Below are 17,044 nucleotides of genomic sequence, written 5' to 3' on the forward strand. Positions count from 1 at the left end.
AAAAAGAGCGCACCTACGGGCTTGCCGACGCAAGCCGGCTGGATTCCTCTGACAAGCACAGGAATGAGGGCGTTGGCGGCTAGCAGTCAGACGGCCAGCGACCCGGCGCCAGGCGCTCCTGCGGCCATCGACATGAGGGAGTGCGAAGCGGCATGATCCACGCTCCCCGTTCCCTCGACCGTCTGATCCGACCGAAATCCATCGCCGTCTTCGGCGGCAAGGAGGCGCGTCGGGTCATCGAACAATGTGACAAGATGGGTTTTGCCGGCGATATCTGGCCGGTGCATCCGAGAGAGGACCGGATCCTCGGCCGCAAATGCTACCGCTCGGTGGCGGAACTGCCCGGCGCCCCGGATGCCTCCTTCGTCGGCGTCAACCGACAGCTCACCATCGATATCATTGCGGCGCTGGCTTCGCGCGGTGCCGGCGGCGCTGTCTGCTATGCCTCGGGTTTCCGCGAGGCGGCAAGCGAACTCGACGACGGCAACGACATGCAGGAGGCGTTGGTCGCGGCGGCCGGCGACATGCCGATCGTTGGCCCCAATTGCTACGGCTTCATCAACATGCTCGATGGCGCCCTGCTCTGGCCCGACCAGCATGGCATGCAGCGTGTCGACAGGGGCGTCGCCGTGCTGACGCAATCCTCCAACATCGCCTGCAACATCTCGATGCAGACGCGCGGCCTGCCGCTTGCCTACCTGATGACCGCCGGCAACCAGGCGCAGACGGGCCTCTCAGACATTGCCTGCGCCGTGCTCGAAGACCCGCGCGTCACGGCCGTCGGCCTGCATATCGAAGGCTTCGACAGCATTGCCAGCCTCGAGCGGTTAGCAGCGCGCGCCCGCGAACTCGGCAAGCCGGTGGTGACGCTGAAGGTCGGCAAGTCGGAGGCAGCCCAGCTTGCCACCGTCTCGCACACGGCCTCGCTTGCCGGCAACGACCGGGTCTCGTCGGCACTGCTTGCCCGCCTCGGCATCGGCCGCGTCGACACGCTGCCGGCGCTGCTCGAAACGCTGAAGCTGCTGCATGTGGCCGGCCCGCTCGAGAGCAACGAGATCTCCTCGATGAGCTGCTCGGGTGGCGAGGCCTCGCTGATGGCCGATGCCGGCGTGCGCTACCGGGTGAACTACCGGGCGCTGCGAGACGAGCAACGCCGCCCCTTGAAGGAAGCGCTCGGCGAGATGGTCACGATCGCCAACCCGCTCGACTACCACACCTTCGTCTGGGGCAATCGCGAGAAGCAGACGACGGCCTTCAGCGCCATGATGAAGGGCGGCTATGCGCTGAACCTGATCGTGCTCGACTTTCCCCGCCAGGACCGCTGCGACGCGGCCGACTGGGTGACGACCTGCGACTCGGTGATCGACGCGGCGACGGCAACCGGCGCCCGCGCCGGCATCGTCGCAAGCCTTGGCGAAAACATGCCGGAACAGACGGCGCTGTCGCTGATGGCCGCCGGCGTCATCCCCTTCTTCGGCATCGACGAGGCTTTGGCGGCGGTCGAAACCGCGGCCGGCATCGGCGCGGCCTGGGCAAAGCCAGCACCGCCGAAGCTCCTCAATGGCGGTGTTTCCGGCGGTGGCGGAGCGTCGATCACGCTCAGCGAGCATGACGCCAAGACGGAGCTTTCCGCCTCGGGCTTGAGCATCCCGGCAGGCAGAACTGCATCGACGCCGCAGGATGCTGCCAATGCTGCCGAAAGCCTCGGCTTTCCGGTCGTTCTCAAGGGTCTGGGCGTTGCCCACAAGACCGAGGCGGGCGCGGTCAAGCTCAATCTGGCAACCCGCGAGGAGGTGCTTGCGGCGGCGGAAGCCATGGCTTCTGTGGCGTCGGGCTATCTCGTCGAGAAGATGGTGGCAAAGCCGGTGGCCGAACTGATCATCGGCGCGATGCGCGATCCGGTGGCCGGCCCGGTGCTGACCATCGGTGCCGGCGGCATCCTCGTGGAACTGCTGGATGATTCCGCCATCCTGACGCTGCCGACGACGCCGGATCTCATCCGCGAGGCGATCGACGGCCTGAAGATCCGCAAGCTTCTCGACGGCTATCGCGGTGGACCGAAGGGGGATTTTGCCGCCCTTGCCGACGCTGTCGCCGCTGCAGCATCCTATGTCGTTTCAAACGCTTCAATGCTCGAAGAACTCGATATCAATCCTTTGATGGTGTTACCGGAAGGCCATGGAGCCATCGCCGCCGACGCCCTGATACGCCGGAGGAACTGACGCCATGACCGGACCGATCCTGACACGCCGCGAAGGCGGCATTCTGGAAGTGACGATCGACCGGCCGAAGGCGAATGCCATCGACCTGAAGACCAGCCGGGTCATGGGCGAAATCTTCGCCGACTTCCGGGACGACGACAGCTTACGCGTCGCCATCATCACCGGCGCCGGCGAAAAATTCTTCTGTCCGGGATGGGACCTGAAGGCGGCTGCCGCCGGCGATGCGGTCGATGGCGATTACGGCATCGGCGGCTTCGGTGGCCTGCAGGAGCTGCGCGACCTCAACAAGCCGGTCATCGCCGCCGTCAACGGCATCTGCTGCGGTGGCGGTCTCGAGATTGCGCTCTCCACCGACCTGATCCTGGCGGCAGAGCATGCGACCTTCGCGCTGCCGGAAATCCGCTCGGGCACCGTTGCCGACGCCGCCTCCATCAAGCTGCCGAAGCGCATCCCCTATCACATCGCCATGGACATGCTCCTGACCGGCCGCTGGCTCGATGTCGTCGAGGCAAACCGCTGGGGCTTCGTCAACGAGATCCTGCCCGCGGATAAGCTGATGGCACGCGCCTGGGAGCTGGCACGGCTGCTCGAAAGCGGCCCACCGCTCGTCTATGCCGCGATCAAGGAAGTGGTGCGCGCTGCCGAGGGCGAGACCTTCCAGACGACGATGAACAAGATCACCCGCCGGCAGTTCAAGACCGTCGACATTCTCTATTCGAGCGAGGACCAGCTGGAGGGCGCAAAGGCCTTTGCCGAAAAGCGCGACCCGGTCTGGAAGGGGCGCTGACACGCTGCGTGCGGCGACGCAGGACTGAAAAACGTGCCGGTAATCCGGCCAAACGACGGCATGGAACGCGCGGGGGCATACTCGCGCGCCGCCGAAGGTCATGCATAAGTCATGCTTATGGAAATAAATGATAATTTAGGACGTTACAAGGTTCATCCAAGCGATTAGGCTTATCGATCTGAAGCCAAAAGCGTCCGCCCGGGAAAGGAGACAACAGGCAATCGAAGATGAAAAATGGCCCGAACGGCCGATCCGAAAGCCATCCGCAAGGTGGCGGTACGCAGCAATCTCTACCAACCACAACGAACGGCGAATGCCGACAAAGAAGGGAACAGGGGAATGAGCGATTACAAGGATTACCTCACACGACAGGTCATGCTCGGCAAGATGAACCGGCGTGAATTTCTCGGACGCGCGGCTGCAGCCGGCATCCTCGCATCGACCGCCGGCACGCTGTTTGCCACGAGCGCGGAGGCCCAGGAGCCCAAGCGCGGCGGCCATCTGAAGCTTGGCCTCGAAGGCGCTGCCGCAACCGACAGCAAGGACCCGGCCAAGGCACTCTCGCAATTCATGTTCGTTGTCGGCCGCAACTGGGGCGACATGCTCGTCGAAAGCCATCCGACCACAGGCGCGCCGGTGCCGGCGCTTGCCGAATCCTGGGAACCGTCAGCCGACGCCTCGACCTGGACCTTCGCCATCCGCAAGGGCGTGAAGTTTCACGACGGCAAGGAGCTGACGATCGACGACGTCATCAAGACACTGCAGCGCCACACCGACGAAAAGTCGGAGTCCGGCGCGCTTGGCGTGATGAAGTCGATCAAGGAAATCAAGGCGGACGGCGACAAGCTGGTCTTGACCCTGACGGAAGGCAATGCCGACCTGCCGCTGCTCCTGACCGATTACCACCTGATCATCCAGCCGAACGGCGGTCTCGACGCTCCCGACGCCATGATCGGCACCGGCCCCTACAAGGTCGCAAGCTTCGAAGCCGGCGTGCGCGCCACGTTCGAGCGCAATGCCGACGACTGGCGCACCGATCGCGGCTTCGTCGATTCGGTCGAACTGATCGCGATGAACGACGCCACGGCCCGCATCGCGGCCCTGTCCTCCGGTCAGGTCCACTTCATCAACCGCGTGGACCCGAAAACCGTCAACCTCCTGAAGAAGGCGCCGACCGTCGAAATCTTGAATACGTCCGGCCGCGGCCACTACGTCTTCATCATGCACGCCAACACCGCGCCGTTCGACAACAATGACCTGCGCATGGCGCTGAAATATTCGATGGACCGCGAAACCATGGTCCAGCGCATCCTCGGCGGTTACGGCAAGGTCGGCAACGACTTCCCGATCAACGACACCTATGCCCTCTTCCCCGAAGGCATCGAGCAGCGCGCCTACGACCCCGACAAGGCGGCCTTCCACTACAAGAAGTCCGGCCACAGCGGCCCGGTGCTGCTGCGCACCTCCGACGTCGCCTTCCCGGGCGCGGTCGACGCGGCCGTTCTCTACCAGGAAAGCGCCAAGAAGGCCGGCATCGAGATCGAGGTCAAGCGCGAACCGGGCGACGGCTACTGGACCAACGTCTGGAACGTCCAGCCCTTCTCGACATCCTACTGGGGCGGTCGCCCGACCCAGGATCAGATGTATTCGACGGCCTATCTGTCGACCGCCGACTGGAACGACACCCGCTTCCTCAGGCCCGACTTCGACAAGATCCTGCTCGAGGCCCGCGCCGAACTGGATGAGGCCAAGCGCAAGGACATGTATCGCACCATGGCGATGATGGTGCGCGACGAAGGCGGCCTGATCCTGCCGATGTTCAACGACTTCGTGAACGCCTCCACCAAGCAGGTGAAGGGCTTCGTCCACGATATCGGCAACGACATGTCGAACGGCTACGTCGCCACCCGCGTCTGGCTCGACGCCTGATGATGGAAAGCGGACCGCTCACTGGTCCGGTTCCGACGGATGGGACCGCGGATGGAACACATCCGCGGTCTGCCGCTCTTTCCGGTGTACCAGCAAAACCCAACCCCGCCGATGCCAAGGGTGAAATCGACGGCACCTTCTGGCGGCGCTTCACCTTTCGCCGCCCGCTCGCGGCGCTGATCCTGCAGCGCCTCGGCTTGAGCGTCGGGCTGCTTTTTGCCGTGTCGCTGATGATTTTCGGCGGCATCGAGGCGCTTCCGGGCGATTTCGCCACCACCTATCTCGGCCAGTCGGCAACGCCGCAGGCCGTCGAAAACATTCGCAAGGACCTCGGCCTCGACAAGCCTTGGAGCGAGCGATATCTCTCCTGGCTCGGTGGTGCCGTGCAGGGTGACTTCGGCACGTCCTGGGCCAGCAAGAATTCGGTCGGCGAACAGATCGGTAAGCGGCTCGGCAATTCGCTGTTCCTCGCCTTCTTCGCCGCAATCGTCTCCGTACCGCTTGCCGTCGGCCTCGGCATGCTGGCGGTGCAGTTCCGAAACCGGCTGCCCGACAAGATCATCAACGTCGTCTCGCTTGCGGCCATCTCGCTGCCCGAGTTCTTCGTCGGTTATCTTCTGATCATGTTTTTCGCCGTCAAATTCGGCGTCGCCACCTTCCCGGCGACGGTCTATGACAGCATGAGCTTCACCGAGCGCCTCTCCGCGATCGCGCTGCCGGTCGCAACCCTCGTGCTCGTCGTTCTCGCCCACATGATGCGCATGACCAGGGCCGCGATCCTCAACGTCATGTCGTCGGCCTATGTCGAGACGGCCGAGCTCAAGGGCCTCGGCATGTTCCGTATCATCGCCCGCCACGCCGCTCCCAATGCCGTGGCGCCCGTCATCAACGTCATCGCCCTCAATCTCGCCTATCTCGTCGTCGGAGTTGTCGTGGTCGAGGTTGTGTTCGTCTATCCCGGCATGGGGCAGTACATGGTGGATGCGGTGACCGTGCGTGACATGCCGGTGGTTCAGGCCTGCGGCCTGATCTTTGCGGCCTTCTACATCTTCCTCAACATGGCGGCGGACATTATCGCCATTCTCGCCAATCCGAGACTGAGGCACCCGCGATGAACCTGAGATCCATCCCTCTGAGCGCCTGGATCGGCATTGCCGGCATAACGATCGCGATCTTCTGCGCGCTGTTTGCGCCTGTTATCGCCCCGTTCGGCGAACGCGAAGTCGTCGGCGACGTCTGGCTTCCCGCCGGCGGCGACTTCCTGCTCGGCACCGACAATCTCGGTCGCGACCTGCTGTCGCGTCTGATCTATGGCGCCCGCACCACCATATTCGTGGCTTTGGCGGCAACCGTGCTGTCCTTTTCGCTCGGCATGATCCTGTCGTTCACGGCGGCTGTCATGGGCGGCTTCGTCGACCAGTTCTTTTCCCGCTTCAACGATCTGATGATGGCGATCCCGACGCTGATCTTCGCCCTCGTCGTACTGGCGGTGCTGCCGCAGCATCTCTGGATCCTGATCCTGGTCATGGCGGTGCTCGATAGCACCCGCGTCTTCCGTATCGGCCGGGCCGTCGCACTCGATGTCGCCGTCATGGAGTTCGTCGAGGCGGCGCGGCTGCGCGGCGAAGGCAGCACGTGGATCATCTTCCGCGAGATCCTGCCCAACACGTTGTCACCGCTCTTGGCCGAGTTCGGCCTGCGCTTTGCCTTTTCCATCCTGTTTCTCTCCACCCTCTCCTTCCTCGGCCTCGGCATCCAGCCGCCTGCAGCCGACTGGGGTGGCATGGTCAAGGACAACAAGGACGGCATCATCTTCGGCATCTCCGCAGCCCTCATCCCGGGTGCGGCGATCGCGACGCTGGCGATCTGCGTCAACCTCGTGGTCGATTGGCTGATGAAGCGAACCTCCAGCCTCAAGGGAGGACGCGGCGATGCCTGAGTCTTCATCTGCAAAGAACATGCTTCTTTCGGTCAGAAACCTGAAGATCGAAGCAACCAGCTATCCACCGGGCGAACCGCCGAAAACCGTGACGCTTGTCGAAGGTGTGTCCTTCGACCTTGAGAAGGGAAAGGTGCTCGGCCTGATCGGCGAATCCGGTGCCGGCAAATCGACCATCGGCCTGTCGGCGCTCGCCTATGGCCGCGGCGGCGTGCGCATCACCGGCGGCCAGGCGCTGCTCGATGGCAAGGATATCCTGACGCTCGACAAGAACGGCATCCGCTCGATCCGCGGCGCGCGTGTCTGCTACGTCGCCCAATCGGCAGCCGCCGCCTTCAACCCGGCGCACCGGCTCGGCGACCAGGTGATCGAGGCGTCGCTTCGCCACGGCATCATGAACCGCGAAGAGGCGAAGAAGCGCGCACTCTATCTCTTCCGGGTGCTCGGCCTGCCGAACCCGGAGACCTTCGGCGACCGTTACCCTCATCAGGTCTCGGGCGGCCAGTTGCAGCGGGCGATGACCGCGATGGCACTCTGCCCCAATCCGGAGCTGATCGTCTTCGACGAACCGACGACGGCGCTCGACGTCACCACCCAGATCGACGTGCTGGCGGCGATCAAGCACGCGATCGAGGAAACGCACACCGCAGCCCTCTACATCACCCACGATCTCGCGGTCGTCGCCCAGATCTCCGACGACATCATGGTGCTGCGCCACGGCAAGACAGTGGAATATGGCACGACCCAGCAGATCATCGAGGCACCAAAGGAAGACTATACGCGCGCCCTCGTCAGCGTGCGCCAGACCAAGCGCGACGAGGCGCCTGATCAGACCGGCACGCAGCTGAAGATCGAGCATATCAGCGCCGGCTATGCCAACGGCTTCAAGGTGCTGCATGACGTGTCCATGCATCTGCCTAAGGGCCAGACGCTGGCGATCGTCGGCGAAAGCGGTTCGGGCAAGTCGACGCTGGCGCGCGTGATCACTGGCCTGCTACCGCCGACCGAGGGCCGCATCACCTTCGAAGGCAAGGAACTGCCGCGGGCGCTGAAGGGCCGCAGCAATGACGAGCTGCGCCGGATCCAGATGATCTACCAGATGGCCGATACGGCGATGAATCCGCGCCAGACAGTGCGCGACATCGTCGGCAGGCCGCTCTCCTTCTACTTCGGCATGCACGGCGCCAAGAAGACGGCGCGGGTCAAGGAACTGCTCGACCAGATCGAGATGGGAACGCGTTTCCTCGATCGTTATCCGGCCGAGCTTTCCGGCGGACAGAAGCAGCGTGTCGCCATTGCACGAGCGCTTGCCGCAGAGCCGGAACTGATCCTCTGCGACGAACCGACCTCGGCGCTCGATCCGCTGGTGGCCGAAGGCATTCTGAATCTGCTTCTGAAGCTGCAGGAGGAAACCGCTGTTTCCTATGTCTTTATCACCCACGATATCGCCATCGTCAGGGCGATTGCCGACAGCGTCGCCGTGATGCATCGCGGCAAGCTTGTGCGGTTCGGGCCGAAGTCGAAAGTGCTGGCGCCACCCTTCGACGACTATACCGACCTCTTGCTGAAATCCGTGCCCGAGATGGAAATCGGCTGGCTGGAACGGGTGCTGAAGACGCGGCGCATGGAAAGCGCCGGCAACTGAGGACCGACACGGTCTCCTCTCCCGGCTCACCGGGAGGGGAGAAAGCAGCGATCATTTCGCCTTGCAGGCGACATCGCCCAGCCGCTGCGCCGCCTGGCCTTCGAATGTCACCGTCGGTTCTCCCTTGGCGGTGCAATCTCCCGCAGCACCACTGCCGGAGCGAAAATGCACCACCGGCTGCCCCTCGATCATGATGCTCGGCACCACCTCGTAAAGCTCTGGCGGGCAGTTGGCGACGTCGGAAAGCCTGAGCGCCGGTTGGCCGCCGATCATGACACTGGTGGAGCCCGAAAGCGCGCAGGCCGGGATCGGTGGGCGCGCGTCTTGCGCCTCCGACGGCATGGCCGAGACCACGAACAGAAATCCTGACCCGACAACAGCAGATTTCATCGGCTTCCCTCAACGATACGGTCACTTGCTCCTGGCGCAATCTAGGACGGCAACGCCAAGGCCGCCACCTCAATAATCGGTCGGCACCGTCAGCACGTCGGCGTCAGGCGTTTCGAGAAAGGTTCGCACCGTCGCTGGCAATTGCCGCGACCCCGCAGCCAGCACCCCGCAGCGCGACAGCATCTGCCGCAGATCCGGCTCCTGACCAAGCGTGCGCCAGATCATCCGCGAGGCATAGGGCAGGTTCTCCTTGCGCCAGGAGACGCCCATGGTCGTGCCGCGCAGATAGACGCGCTGATGCACCTCGAACGGCATCAGTATCGTCTGCGACAGCATAGGCTGGCGCCCGACGCTGCGCTCGGCGATGAAGATGCGGTTGCGCCAGAAGGTGACGAGGCCGACATACTTGGAAAACTGCTGGATTTCGTTGGCAGCGTCGCGGATGCGCTCGATCGATTTCACCCGGATCGAGCCGCTCTCCTCATGGATACGGGCGCAGGAGCAGACGACGCGGCCCGGCCAGGACGGCGACAGATGATAGGTCTGGTAATAGCCGACATGGCGGCGCAGCCCGGCGAGATCGCCCGGAAAGCCTTCTAGCAGCAGCCCGGCTTCGGAGCGGTCGCGATCGGGCCTGACCACGCGGGTCTCGAACAGTTTCGACGACAGCGAAAAGTCCTGCGCCTGCAGCCCGAAGAAACTGGCGATGCGGGCGACATTGTGCGCTGAAGGCCGCGCCTCGCCGCTGATATAGCGGTTGAACTGCTGACGGTTGATGCCGATCTCGCGGCAGATCTGCGAGATCGAACGTCGCGTCGCGCAGGCAAAACGAAGGTTGGCGGCAAAGAGGTCGGCGTCGTGCACGTGCGGCTCCCCAATGGTCTGGAGATGGTAGCGTAAAGTCGCGTAAACCAGCGTCAAGTCGCGAAATTGTGTGACCTGCTGCAGGGGTTAGGTTTTCCCTTGAAACAACACATAAGAGGGAACCTGCACATGACCGATTTCACCAAGCGTCCCGACGGCCTTCTGGTACCGGCCGGCATCAACCGCCGCGGATTTCTGGCCGGCACCGCAGCTCTCGGTCTGGCGGCAGGCCTTGGCGGCACGATGCTGGCAGGCGATGCGCGCGCCGAAGAGCCCAAGCGCGGCGGCCACCTGAAGCTGGGCCTCAAGGGCGGCGCCACCACCGATACGCTCGATCCCGCCGGCTACAGCGGCTCGGTCTCCTTCGTCATCGGCCATCTCTGGGGCGACACGCTGGTCGAATCCGATCCGAAGACCGGCGCGCCGCTGCCGGCCCTTGCCGAATCCTGGGAGCCCTCGGCGGATGCGTCGCAATGGACCTTCAAGATCCGCAGTGACGTCAGCTTCCATGACGGCAGCAAGATGACGATTGCCGATGTCATCGCCACGCTGAAGCGGCATTCGGACGAAGGTTCGAAATCGGGCGCGCTCGGCCTGATGCGCTCGATCAAGACCATCGAGGAGAAAGCCGGCGCGCTGGTGCTGACGCTGACCGAAGGCAATGCCGACCTGCCGCTGCTGCTCACCGATTACCACCTGATCATCCAGCCGCGCGGCGGCGTCGACAACCCCGCCTCGCCGATCGGCACCGGCCCCTACAAGCTTGCAAGCTACGAGGCGGGCCTGCGCTCGACCTTCGAGAAGAACACCAACGACTGGCGCCAGGATCGTGGCTTCGTCGACAGCGTCGAAATCATCGTGATGAACGACACGACCGCCCGCATTGCGGCGCTCTCCTCCGGCCAGGTGCACTTCATCAACAACATCGATCCGAAGACGGTGCCGCTCTTGAAGCGCGCGCCGCGCGTCGAGATCCTCAGGACCGCCGGCAAGGGCTTCTACAGCTTCCTGATGCACTGCGACACCGCCCCCTTCGACAACAACGACCTCCGGCTGGCGCTGAAGTATGCGATCGACCGTCAGGCGATCCTCGACCGGGTCGTCGGCGGCTTCGGCACGCTCGGCAACGACTACCCCGTCAACGAGAACTATGCGCTGGCGCCAGAGGGCATCGAGCAGCGCGCCTACGACCCCGACAAGGCCGCCTTCCACTTCAAGAAGTCGGGCCACGACCGGCCGATCCTCTTGCGCACCTCGGATGCCGCCTTCCCCGGCGCCATCGACGCGGCGGTCCTGTTCCAGGAAAGCGCCAAGAAGGCCGGCATCGAACTCGAGGTTCGCCGCGAGCCGGAGGATGGCTACTGGACCAATGTCTGGAACGTCCAGCCCTTCTGCGCCTCCTACTGGGGCGGCCGCCCAACGCAGGATTCGCGTTACTCCACCTCCTACCTCTCGAGCGCCGAGTGGAACGACACCCGCTTCAAGCGCGAAGACTTCGACAAGCTCCTGCTCCAGGCCCGCTCGGAACTCGACGATGCCAAGCGCAAGGAGATGTACAAGACGATGGCGATGACCGTGCGCGACGAAGGCGGCCTGATCCTGCCGGTGTTCAACGACTACGTGAACGCGGCCACCGCCTCGCTGAAGGGCTTCGTGCACGACATCGGCAACGACCTGTCGAACGGCTATGTCGCAAGCCGCGTGTGGTTCGACAGCTAAGACGGCGGATTTTGGCCGGCAAAGAAAGAGACAGGGCATTTCCAGCAAAAGCGCGTGACGGTCTTGCCGGAAATGCCTGAAAACCATGAGAATGAGCGGAACAAGCGATATGTCAGACCGTGACTTCACCCTGATCGAGAACGAGTGGATCCGATTGAAGGACGGCACCCGCCTTGCCGCCCGGATCTGGATGCCCGCCGGCACGGACGCAGATCCTGTGCCGGCTGTGCTCGAATACCTGCCCTACCGCAAGCGCGGCGGCACCAGCCTTCGCGATGAATCGACCTATCCAGTGTTTGCCGCCGCCGGCATTGCCGGCGTGCGTGTCGACATCCGCGGCTCGGGCGAAAGCGACGGCGTCATCGACGGCGAGTATACGCCGCGCGAGCTTGCAGACGGCTGCGAGATCATCGAGTGGATCGCCGCCCAGCCCTGGTCAAACGGCAAGGTCGGCATGATGGGCATCTCCTGGGGCGGCTTCAACTGCCTGCAGGTCGCAGCCCTCAAGCCGCCGGCCCTGAAAGCCGTCATCTCCATCGCCTCCACCGTAGACCGCTATAACGACGACATCCACTACAAGAACGGCTGCCATCTCTCCGCCCAACTCTCCTGGGCAGCGACGATGCTGGCCTATCAATCACGCTCGCCGGACCCTGCCATCGTCGGCGATCGCTGGAAGGAAATGTGGCTGGAGCGCCTGGAAAACGAGCCCTATTTCATGGAGGAATGGCTTGAGCATCAGCGCCGCGACGCCTTCTGGCAGCACGGCTCGATCTCGGACAATTTCGACAGCTTCGACACGCCGGCGCTCGTCATCGCCGGCTGGGCCGACGGCTATCGCAACACGCCGCTGAAAGCCGTCGAGGGTCTCGGCACGAAGGCCAAGGCGATGATCGGCCCCTGGGTGCACAAATATCCGCATTTCGCCTGGCCGAAGCCGCGCGCCGATTTCCACGGCGAGGCGATCCGCTGGTGGAACCGGTTTCTGCGCGACGACAACAACGGCGCCGAGGGCGGACCGCAGGTGCGCGCCTACATCCTCGACGGCCCGCGCCCGGCAGTGCGGCGCGACAACGACCCCGGCCGCTGGGTCGCCAAGGATGTCTGGCAGACGCCGGTGATGCAGGTTCTCGGCGTCACACTCGACGGCCGGCTTGCGGTGGAGACCAAAGCCGTGGGCATCGGCGAGGTCTACCTGAAATCGCCGCTCGACACCGGCACGGCGTCAGGCGAGTACTTCACCCTGAAACCTGATGCCGAAATGGCCGGCGACCAGCGCATCGACGATGCCGGCGCGCTGACCTTCGAAACCCGGCCGCTGCTGGGGGCTGAAGACTATCTCGGCCAGGCAAGCCTCTCGGTCGACGTCACCTGCGCCGCAGACACCGCCAACCTCGTCGCCCGCATCGTCGACGTGCACCCGGATGGCACGTCCACCCGCATTGCCTTCGGCGTGCTCAACCTGGCGCACCGCGACGGCAATGCCGAACCGCGAGCGATGGAAAAAGGTCGGCGGACCCGGATCACCCTGGTGCTCGATGCCTGCGGCTACCGCGTGCGCGCCGGTCACCGCATCCGGCTGTCGCTGTCGACCTCATATTGGCCGATGATCCTGCCGCCGCCGAGCGATCCCGGCCTGACAATCGACACGTCCACCCTGGCGTTGTCTCTCCCGCTGCTCGGCCAGCACAACGAGGTCGTGGTGCCGGAGCCGGAAAACCCCGATCCGCTGCCGAAATACATCGAGCATACGGCCGGCAGCACCAGCCGCACCGTCGAGCGCGACATGACCAACGGCGTCACGCACTACCGGATCTACGAGGATGGCGGCCTGAGCGAGCACCCCGATACCGGTCTTTCGACGCAGGACATCCGCGACGAGACCTGGTCGATCGCCCCCGACGATCCGCATTCGATGGTCGGGACCTCCACATGGACCTGCATCGCCAGGCGCGACGGCTGGTCGGTGCGCACCGTCTCGACCTCGGTTCTCACCTGTGACGCCAACGACTGGATCACCGAAGCCAAGATCGTCGCCTATGAAAACGACGCTCCGATCTTTGAGAAGACCTTCTCCAAGCGGGTCGCGCGCGACCTGATGTAAGCGCATCATGTAAGCGCATCTTGACTCCAACGGCGCATGACTGTACCAATCGGTAAACAATTTACTGATCGGTACAGTCATGCGCCGTTTCTTCTTTCGTCACCAGCCTCCCATCCACATCGGCCGCGGCCTGATCGCCGGCATCGGCGGCCTTGTCGCCATCGCCGCCGTCGGCGCGCTCACCAACATCGTCGGCGAGCCACTGCTGATGGCGCCGTTCGGCGCCAGTTGCGTGCTGATCTTCTCGGTGGCCGGCAGCCCGCTTTCCCAGCCTGCCAACGTCGTCGGCGGCCATCTGGTCGCGACATTCGTTGGCCTAGTCCTGCGCGCGCTCCTGCCTAACGAATGGTGGGCGGTCGGCCTTGCCGTCGGCGCGGCGATCGCGCTGATGGCGGCGCTGCGCATCACCCACCCGCCGGCCGGCGCCAACCCGCTGGTGGTCTTTGCCAGCGACCCCGGCTTCGAATTTCTACTGTTCCCCGTTCTGACCGGCTCGCTGATACTGGTCGCCGTCGGCACGCTGTTTCATCGTTTCGGCAAGGTCGAGTATCCGCTCTTGAGGAAGCCCGCATGAGCCGCGTCGTCGCCGAACGCCAGGACGTCATCGCCACGCTTGCCGAGGTCTTTCGCGAGCACGGTTATGACGGCGCGAGCCTGAGCCTGATCACCGAGAAGACCGGGCTCGGCAAGGGCAGCCTCTATCACTTCTTTCCCGGCGGGAAGGAAGAGATGGCCGAGGCGGTGCTTGGCGACATCGCCTCATGGTTCCAGACCCACATCTTCGTCCGGCTGAACGACAGTCAAACGCCGACAGCGGCGATCGACGACATGTTTGCTTCCGTCGACGGCTACTTTCGCCAGGGTCGCCGCCTCTGCCTGATGGGCGTCATTGCCGCGAGCGGCGCCCATGATCGCTTCTCGGTCGAACTCAACCGCTACTTCGCCGACTGGCGGACGGCGCTGGCCGAAGCGCTCGGCCGCCAGGGCATGGCGGAAAAAGAACGGCAGGCGCTCGCCGAAGAGGTCATCGGCGGCATTCAGGGCGCGCTCATCCTTGCGCGCAGCCTCGATGATCCCCAGGCCTTCAGCCGGATCCTCGCCCGCCTCAAGGCGCGCTGCCAGCCCTCAAAAAACTGACAAACATCAGGTCCGGGCCCCTCGCGCCTTGACAATTCCCTGCTCGTCCAGTTATTAACCTTCAAGTTAAATAACTTTCGAGTTAAAGAACCGCCACGCACGACGATTGCGCTGGCCGCGGGAGGTTTGTCATGGCATTGGCCGGGGAAAGCGCATCGCGCGAACACAGACTGAGCCTCGAGATCACCAGGAACTTCGATGCACCGCGCAGCCTCGTCTTCAAGGTCTGGTCGACGCCCGAGCACGCCTTGCGCTGGTGGGGGCCGCGCGACTTCACCGCCCATTCCATGAAGATGGACTTCCGCCCAGGCGGCGCCTGGCGCGGCTGCATCCGCTCGCCGGAAGGGCAAGACTATTGGATGGGCGGCGTCTATCGCGAGGTGATCGAGCCGGAAAAACTCATCTTCACCTTTGCCTGGGACGAGGAGGGCAAGCCGGGAGCTGACACCCTGATCACGGTGTCCTTCACAGATGTCGGCGGCAAGACCCGCCTGACCTTCCACCAGACCCCGTTCGACAGCGTGGACGAGCGCGACTCGCACCAGGAAGGCTGGGGCGAGTGCCTCGAAAGGCTGCAGGAGTATCTCTCTGATGTCTGAGCCGATCGACACGACAAGCACGGCACCTGGCCCGAAGGCGACGCGGCGGGAATGGATCGGCCTTGCCGTCCTTGCCCTGCCCTGCATGCTCTATTCCATGGACCTGACCGTCCTGAACCTCGCGGTTCCACAGCTCACCGAACAGTTGAAGCCCACGGCTTCGCAGCTTCTGTGGATCGTCGATATCTACGGCTTCATGGTCGCGGGATCGCTGATCACCATGGGCACGCTCGGCGATCGCATCGGTCGCCGCCGGCTGCTGATGATCGGCTCGATCGCCTTCGGCATCGCCTCGGTGCTCGCCGCCTTTGCCTGGAGTGCGGAAACGCTGATCCTGGCGCGCGCAGTCCTTGGCGTCGCCGCCGCCACGCTCGCGCCCTCGACGCTATCGCTGATCCGCAATATGTTTCTCGACGACAAGCAGCGCACACTCGCCATCGGCATCTGGATCGCCAGCTTCTCCGCCGGCGGCGCCATCGGTCCCGTCGTTGGCGGGCTGATGCTGTCGCAGTTCTGGTGGGGCTCGGTCTTTCTGCTCGCCGTGCCGGTGATGATCCTGCTTCTGATCCTCGGCCCGATGCTGCTGCCGGAATTCCGCGATCCCGATGCCGGCCGGCTCGATTTCATCAGCGCCGGGCAATCGCTTGTTGCCGTTCTGTCGGTGATCTATGGCATGAAGCGGATTGCCGAAGATGGTCTCGACGTCACCGCCGTGTTCTTCATCCTGCTCGGGCTGACGGTCGCCCTCCTGTTTGCCAGGCGCCAGAGCCGGCTTGCCGATCCGCTGATCGACCTTGCGCTGTTCAGGACCCCGGCCTTCAGCGCGGCGCTCGGCGTCAACATTCTCGGCCTGTTCGTCGGCTTCGGCGCCTTCCTGTTCGTGGCGCAGTACCTACAGCTCGTGCTTGGCCTGTCGCCGTTCGTTGCCGGCCTCTGGTCGGTGCCGACGGGCGTGGCCATGGTGCTCGGCTCGATCCTCGTGCCGTCACTGGCTACGCGTTACGCTGCCTCCAACCTGATTGCGGCCGGCTTCGTCCTGACCGCCATCGGCTTTGCCATCTGCACCCAGGTCGAAACGACGAGCAGCCCCCTGCTCGTCACGACAGGCCTGGTCGTCCTCTGCCTCGGCTTCGCACCGGTCGGCACATTGACCACGGACCTGATCGTCGGCTCCGCCCCGCCGGAGCGCGCAGGCGCGGCATCGGCGATCTCTGAGACAAGCTTCGAATTTGGCGGCGCGCTTGGCATCGCCGTGCTTGGCAGCATGTTGACGGCAGCCTACCGCAGCCGCATGGACGCGGTGGTCGTCACCGGCCTTCCCGAAGACACGGTCGAGGCGGCGCGCCAGACGCTGGGTGGTGCCGTCGCCATCGCCGAACAGCTTCCGGGGGAACAGTCCGAACGGTTGCTGACTGCCGCCCGCGACGTCTTCACCAATTCCTTCGCCTTCACCGCATCGATCTGCGTCGCCCTGTCGCTGCTGACGGCGCTGCTCGCCTTCCTGCTTCTGCGCAAGGCGACCGGCAACGGCGCCGACAACGATCCTGTGATCGCCGACGAGGCGGAAGTCTCGGCCAAGGCCGGATAGCAAGTGGCGTCCGCGTCGCGGACGCCAGCCCATGATTTGCATCAACGTCCATCTCTGCAGCGTCATCGTCCCCGGCCGAATGACCGGGGCCGGCTGACCGCTGCCCAACGACAGGAGACCT

At 64.2% G+C, this 17,044-nt stretch carries 14 protein-coding genes; 12 read left to right on the forward strand and 2 right to left on the reverse strand.

Annotation, left to right across the window (positions count from 1 at the left end; genetic code table 11):
- Positions 1-152: 152 nt before the first annotated feature.
- The 6 genes from AC1Q80_RS12115 to AC1Q80_RS12140 all read left to right on the forward strand — a co-directional run bounded on the left by AC1Q80_RS12115 (position 153) and on the right by AC1Q80_RS12140 (position 8,522).
- Positions 153-2,222: an acetate--CoA ligase family protein gene (locus tag AC1Q80_RS12115; protein ID WP_492360577.1), complete on the forward strand. Its 2,070-nt coding sequence runs from the start codon at positions 153-155 to the stop codon at positions 2,220-2,222.
- A 4-nt stretch (positions 2,223-2,226) separates the two neighbouring features.
- Entirely contained in the window at positions 2,227-3,009 is a 783-nt protein-coding gene (locus tag AC1Q80_RS12120; protein ID WP_173420685.1) for a carnitinyl-CoA dehydratase, read from the forward strand.
- 339 nt (positions 3,010-3,348) lie between these two features.
- On the forward strand, positions 3,349-4,938 hold the full coding sequence (locus AC1Q80_RS12125; protein ID WP_173420686.1) for an ABC transporter substrate-binding protein: 1,590 nt from the start codon (positions 3,349-3,351) through the stop codon (positions 4,936-4,938).
- A complete protein-coding gene (locus AC1Q80_RS12130; RefSeq protein WP_209790654.1) occupies positions 4,938-6,053 on the forward strand; it encodes an ABC transporter permease in 1,116 nt (371 codons plus the stop codon). The genes AC1Q80_RS12125 and AC1Q80_RS12130 overlap by 1 nt, the downstream gene beginning before the upstream one ends.
- The gene (locus AC1Q80_RS12135; protein ID WP_173420688.1) at positions 6,050-6,877 is read left to right on the forward strand and encodes an ABC transporter permease; all 828 of its coding nucleotides are present in this window, start codon (positions 6,050-6,052) and stop codon (positions 6,875-6,877) included. The genes AC1Q80_RS12130 and AC1Q80_RS12135 overlap by 4 nt, the downstream gene beginning before the upstream one ends.
- A gap of 19 nt (positions 6,878-6,896) precedes the next feature.
- A complete protein-coding gene (locus tag AC1Q80_RS12140) occupies positions 6,897-8,522 on the forward strand; it encodes an ABC transporter ATP-binding protein (RefSeq protein WP_173421058.1) in 1,626 nt (541 codons plus the stop codon).
- 51 nt (positions 8,523-8,573) lie between these two features.
- Here AC1Q80_RS12140 and AC1Q80_RS12145 read toward each other — a convergent pair whose 3' ends face one another.
- Positions 8,574-8,912 (reverse strand): PAAR domain-containing protein, encoded by a 339-nt coding sequence (locus tag AC1Q80_RS12145; protein ID WP_173420689.1) that lies wholly within the window; start codon positions 8,910-8,912, stop codon positions 8,574-8,576.
- Positions 8,913-8,981: 69 nt separating this feature from the next.
- Positions 8,982-9,776 carry a helix-turn-helix domain-containing protein gene (locus AC1Q80_RS12150; RefSeq protein ID WP_492360578.1) on the reverse strand — a complete coding sequence of 265 codons (795 nt, stop codon included), beginning with the start codon at positions 9,774-9,776 and terminating at the stop codon, positions 8,982-8,984.
- A gap of 129 nt (positions 9,777-9,905) precedes the next feature.
- Here AC1Q80_RS12150 and AC1Q80_RS12155 point away from each other — a divergent pair, with 129 nt between their 5' ends.
- From AC1Q80_RS12155 to AC1Q80_RS12180, 6 genes are all read left to right on the forward strand, one after another.
- Positions 9,906-11,495, forward strand: coding sequence for an ABC transporter substrate-binding protein (locus AC1Q80_RS12155; protein WP_492360579.1), 1,590 nt, complete (start codon positions 9,906-9,908; stop codon positions 11,493-11,495).
- A 109-nt stretch (positions 11,496-11,604) separates the two neighbouring features.
- Positions 11,605-13,599: a CocE/NonD family hydrolase gene (locus AC1Q80_RS12160; protein ID WP_492360580.1), complete on the forward strand. Its 1,995-nt coding sequence runs from the start codon at positions 11,605-11,607 to the stop codon at positions 13,597-13,599.
- Between the two features lie 79 nt (positions 13,600-13,678).
- Positions 13,679-14,173, forward strand: coding sequence for an HPP family protein (locus tag AC1Q80_RS12165; RefSeq protein ID WP_492360581.1), 495 nt, complete (start codon positions 13,679-13,681; stop codon positions 14,171-14,173).
- Positions 14,170-14,736 carry a TetR/AcrR family transcriptional regulator gene (locus tag AC1Q80_RS12170; protein WP_492360582.1) on the forward strand — a complete coding sequence of 189 codons (567 nt, stop codon included), beginning with the start codon at positions 14,170-14,172 and terminating at the stop codon, positions 14,734-14,736. Before AC1Q80_RS12165 ends, AC1Q80_RS12170 begins: the two co-directional genes overlap by 4 nt.
- A gap of 131 nt (positions 14,737-14,867) precedes the next feature.
- The gene (locus AC1Q80_RS12175; RefSeq protein WP_492360583.1) at positions 14,868-15,335 is read left to right on the forward strand and encodes an SRPBCC domain-containing protein; all 468 of its coding nucleotides are present in this window, start codon (positions 14,868-14,870) and stop codon (positions 15,333-15,335) included.
- On the forward strand, positions 15,328-16,923 hold the full coding sequence (locus AC1Q80_RS12180) for an MFS transporter (protein ID WP_492360584.1): 1,596 nt from the start codon (positions 15,328-15,330) through the stop codon (positions 16,921-16,923). The genes AC1Q80_RS12175 and AC1Q80_RS12180 overlap by 8 nt, the downstream gene beginning before the upstream one ends.
- Positions 16,924-17,044: the final 121 nt, after the last annotated feature.

This window comes from Ensifer sp. GW823-FHT05D09 (assembly GCF_058795755.1).